Annotated in this window: 4 protein-coding genes and 1 pseudogene; all 5 read right to left on the reverse strand. The window is 71.0% G+C overall.

The window, feature by feature from the left end; genetic code table 11:
* Positions 1 to 669, reverse strand: a pseudogene (locus VGD44_RS11355) (acetyl-CoA C-acyltransferase); the annotation flags it as partial.
* Between the two features lie 70 nt (positions 670 to 739).
* On the reverse strand, positions 740 to 1498 hold the full coding sequence (locus VGD44_RS11360; RefSeq protein WP_331086991.1) for an SDR family NAD(P)-dependent oxidoreductase: 759 nt from the start codon (positions 1496 to 1498) through the stop codon (positions 740 to 742).
* 338 nt (positions 1499 to 1836) lie between these two features.
* The gene (locus tag VGD44_RS11365) at positions 1837 to 2508 is read right to left on the reverse strand and encodes a helix-turn-helix domain-containing protein (protein ID WP_331086993.1); all 672 of its coding nucleotides are present in this window, start codon (positions 2506 to 2508) and stop codon (positions 1837 to 1839) included.
* A gap of 7 nt (positions 2509 to 2515) precedes the next feature.
* On the reverse strand, positions 2516 to 3649 hold the full coding sequence (locus VGD44_RS11370; RefSeq protein WP_331086997.1) for an acyl-CoA dehydrogenase: 1134 nt from the start codon (positions 3647 to 3649) through the stop codon (positions 2516 to 2518).
* 13 nt (positions 3650 to 3662) lie between these two features.
* On the reverse strand, positions 3663 to 4565 hold a 903-nt coding region (locus VGD44_RS11375; protein WP_331086999.1), incomplete at its 5' end, for an acyl-CoA dehydrogenase family protein.

Raw genomic sequence — 4565 nt, forward strand, 5'->3', positions numbered from 1 at the left:
CACCGTGCCGTCGGGCCGGAACGCCGGCTTCAGCCCCGCCAGCCCCTCCGGGGTGGTCTCGGCGCGAATGCAGCCGTCGGCGTCCACAAGGCCATTCTCGGTCATGACGCCGGCGATTTCGCCACGCAGCCGGCCGGCGGCTTGCGCAGCGGCAGCCTTCCGCTGCGAAGCCGCCGCCAGCGCCTCCTGCTCCGCGCGCGAGACGCCGTATTGCGCGGCGACGTTCTCCGCGGTCTCGCCCATGGAGATGTAGGCCGCCATCAGCTGGGGATTGGGCGCGGAACTGAGGCCGCCCGGCGGGACCTGGCTCATGGACTCCACGCCGCCGGCGATGAAGGCCTCGCCGGCCCCGATCGCGATCTGGCCTGCGGCGATGTGGATGGCCGACATGGACGAACCGCAGTAGCGGTTCACGGTCATGCCGCTCACCTCGACCGGCAGCTCGGCGAGCAGGCTTGCGATGCGAGCGATGTTGTCGCCCTGGGCGCCCTCGGGGAACGAGCAGCCGAGGATCACGTCGTCCAGCGTGGCCGGATCCACGCCCAGGCGCTGGATCAGCGCCTTGATCGCGGCCGCAGCCAGGTCATCGGGTCGGACCTGGGCCAGGGCGCCCTTGCGGGCGAAGTGGAAGGGGGTGCGGACATAGCCCGCGATCACCGCCTGCTGCATGTTCAGGACCTCGGAGGGTTTCGTAAGACTATCGGCGCGCGGCGACGGGGGGCGGTCGGCGACCGCCGGCTCACCAGGGTTCGCCCGCCGGCCGGATCTCCTGCTCGAAGGTCCAGGCGTCCTTGGGCTGCTGGTGCAGGGCCCAGTAGGCCTCGGCCACCGCCGCCGGACGCATCAGGACGCGATCGGGCATGGGGCCGTCGCCGGCGGCCTGGCGCATGCGCTCGCGCACCCAGGCCGTGTCCACGCCGGAGTCGATAACTAGATGGGCCACGTGGATCCCCTGCGGCCCAAGCTCCCGCGCGGTGGACTGGGCCACGGCGCGCAGACCGAACTTGGCGCTGGCGAAGGCCGCATACCCGACGCCGCCGCGCAGCCCGGCCGTCGCCCCGGTGAAGAAGATCGAGCCGGCTCCGCGCGGCAGCATGTGCTTGGCCGCTTCCCGGCCACTCAGGAATCCGGAGTAGCAGGCCATCTCCCAGACCTTGCGGAAGACCCGCGAGGTGGTCTCGACCAGCGGGAAGTTGACGTTGGCCCCGATGTTGAAGATCGACACCTCGATCGGCGCCGTTCGCTCGGCCTCCTCGTAGAAGGCGATCATCTGATCCTCGTCACGGGCATCGAGGCCCTTGGCCACGACGCGTCCGCCCGCCGCCTCGATCTCGGCCTTCAGCGGCTCGAGCTTCTCCGCCTGCCGGCGGCCGATGAAGACGGTGTAGCCCTCCGCCGCGAACCTCTTGGCGATCTCGCCGCCGATGAAGTCGCCGGCTCCGACAACCACCGCCGTGGCGTTGCGGGAAGGCTTCTCTGAGATGGGTGAGCCGGACATTTGGGATCCTGTTGCTGGCCCGCTGGGCAGATGGTCGCCCAGCTGGCGCGACCCCCGGCGGGACGGCGACTGTAGTGCGTTCTTTTTTGGCACTCGTCAAGCCGCCTTGCGCGCGGCGGTCTGGGATCCCGGCGCGAGGCGCCGTGCTAAAACGCCGGCAAGGGCCCGAGGGGCGGGCCTGATCGGCGGCGGGACTGAAGACGTTCGCCACGCCCCACGCGGCCACGTGTCGGCCCCAGGGAGCGTCCGGGGCGCGTCCGTGCGCAGGCGCCCCGCAGTCCGGTCGAAGTCTCGCGGTCGACGGTCCCCCCGGACGCGCCGGCAGTCACGCGGCCGCGTCAGTGCACCGCGAAGCTGCGGGAGGGCACGGTGGCTTCGGCGGGATCGGCCCACGTGGAGATCATCTCTCTCAGGACCGGCTCCACCGCGGCTGAGAGCAGGGCGCCGACGGGTCTTGGGCACCCCAGACGCAGGCACAGGCACATGACGCCATTGGCCGCCGCCCACAGCGCGCGCGCGCCGGTCTCGACACGGGGGCGATCCTGCGGGGAGGACCCGAAGGCGCCGCTGAGCGCCCCTTCGAGCTCACCCAGGCAGGCAGCCTCCAGCTCGCGCCCCTGCCTCCAGACCTTGTCCATCCCCTGCGGCGCGGTTCCGACGAAGAGGAGCTCATAGACGTCGAGGTTCTGCAGCGCCCACGCCATGGTGGTCTCGAGGATCGCCAGCGCGTGGTTGATCGGACCCGCTTCGGCGCGCCCGAGCGTTTCCAACTTCATCTTCAGCGCGCTCATCTTCGGCTCGCAGGCGGCCAGCACGAGGCCCTCCCGCCCGTCGAAATGGTGATAGAGGGCCGCTGAGGTTACGCCGGCCTCCGCCGCGATGGCCCGCACCGTCGCTGCCCGGAAGCCGACCCGGTCGAACACGTCCGACGCGGCGCGAAGGATCGCCTCCCGCCCGACGGGGGTCTCGCCCGCCCCACGCGGCCCGCGACGACGGCAGGGACCTCGCACGGCGGGGTCAAGCCGCCCGGCCCAGGGCGATGTAGCGCTCCAGGTGGTGGTCCACGTCGCCGAGAAGGTGATCGAGCATGACCAGGCGCTTCACATAATGGGAGAGCGGCAGCTCCCAGGTCATGCCGATGCCGCCGTGCAGCTGGACCGCTTCCTCCGCCACCAGCGCGGCCACGCGTCCAACGGTGTATTTCGCCGCCGAGAGGGCCCGTTCGCGCGGGACCCGCGGCCCGCCGAACGCCGCCACGGCGTTCGTCAGGGCGGATCGCGCCTGCTCGATCTCGATCAGCACCGTGGCCATCCGATGCTGCAGCGCCTGGAAGCTGCCGATCGGCTGGCCGAACTGCTTGCGGGTGCGCAGGTACTCGGCGGTCATGTCCTTGACGACATCCAGGGCGCCGAGACCCTCGGCGCAGAGGGCGATGATCCCCGCCCCCGTGGCGCTCTCGATGAGCTCGAGAGCCCCGCCCGCATCGCCCAGAAGCCCCTCCGGGCCGAGCACCACCTGGTCCAGCACGACCTCGGCGCTCCGTGCGCCATCGACGCCCACATAGCCCCGGATCGAGAGCCCCGGCGACCCGGCGGGGACGAGGAAGAGCGAGATCCCGAGCGCGTCGCCGGTCGCGCCGGAGGTGCGGGCGGAAACGAGGATCTGGTCGGCGGCGTCGCCGTGCGACACCACGGCCTTGGCGCCGGAGAGGCGCCAGCCGCCCGCGTCCGCGACGGCCGCGGTCTCGACATGGCTGAGCTCGTAGCGGCTTGCCGGCTCCTGGTGCGCATAGGCGACGACGGCGTCGCCGGCGATGACGGCGTTCAGCAGCGTTTCGGCGACCGCGCCCCCGGCGCTGGCGAGGCAGGTTCCCGACATCAGGCAGGCCAGGAACGGGCCCACGACCGCACCGCTCCCCAGCGCCTCGAAGACGGTCGCGATGTCGTCGGGACCACCGCCGTAGCCGCCCACCTCCGGGTCGAACAGCGCCCCCAGGGCGCCGAGCTCGGCGTACTGCTTCCAGGCCTCGAGGCTGTAGCCGGGCGGCGTGCCGGCGAGTTTGGTGCGCGCCTCAAGCGGATAGCGCTCCGTGGCGAACCTGCGGAGGGTGTCGGCCAGCATCTGCTGGTCGGCTGTGGGGTTGAAGTCCATGGCTGGTGTCCGCTCAGAGCTTGAGGATGGCCTTGGTGATGATGTTGCGCTGCACCTCGTTCGAGCCGCCGTAGATCGTCAGCTTGCGGCTGTTGAGGTACGCCGGCGTGACGCCGGGCGCATAGTCCGGTCCGACGGGCTGGGCGTTGGAGCCGGGCGCCAGCACCTCCGGCTGGAACGGAAGGGCATAGGGCCCCAGGGCGCGGCGCGCGAGGCTGCGGATCTCCTGATGGATCTCGGTGCCCTTGACCTTGAGCATGGAGCTTTCCGCCCCCGGCGCCCCGCCGGCCGCCGCCGCGGCGACCACGCGCAACGCCGTGGTCTTCAGGTTCTCCAGCTCGATCTCGGCCCGCGCGATCCGGGCGGCGAAGAAGGAGTCCTCGGCCAGCGGCCGCCCGCCCTTGGATTCGGTCCGCGCGATGTCCTTGAGCACCCCGAGGGACGCCACCGACGCCCCCACCATGGCCATGCTCGTCCGCTCGTAGGTCAGCAGGTACTTGGCATAGGTCCAGCCCTGGTTCTCCTCGCCGATCAGGTTGGCCACCGGGGCGCGGGCGTCGGTGAAGAAGACCTCGTTGACCTCGTGGTCGCCGTCGAGGGTGATGATCGGCCGCACCTCGACCCCCGGCTGGTCCATGTCCACGAGGAGGAAGGAGATGCCCTCCTGCCGCTTGCCGGTGTTGTCTGTGCGCACCAGGCAGAAGATCATGTTCGCGTGCTGACCCAGGCTGGTCCACGTCTTCTGGCCGTTGATGACGTAGTGGTCGCCGTCGCGAACGGCCGTCATCTTGATCGCCGCCAGGTCCGATCCGGCGCCGGGCTCGGAATACCCCTGGCACCACCAGTCGCTGCCATCCAGCATCCGCGGCAGCCAGTAGCGCTTCTGCGCCTCCGTCCCGAACTTGAGGAGGACGGG

Origin of the sequence: Phenylobacterium sp. (assembly GCF_036402295.1) — a bacterium.
Taxonomy (GTDB): domain Bacteria; phylum Pseudomonadota; class Alphaproteobacteria; order Caulobacterales; family Caulobacteraceae; genus Phenylobacterium.

Coding starts and splice junctions, on each gene's coding strand:
- VGD44_RS11360 (WP_331086991.1), bottom strand. CDS start 1,498: ATGTCCGGCTCACCCATCTCAGAGAAGCCTTCCCGCAACGCCACGGCG.
- VGD44_RS11370 (WP_331086997.1), bottom strand. CDS start 3,649: ATGGACTTCAACCCCACAGCCGACCAGCAGATGCTGGCCGACACCCTC.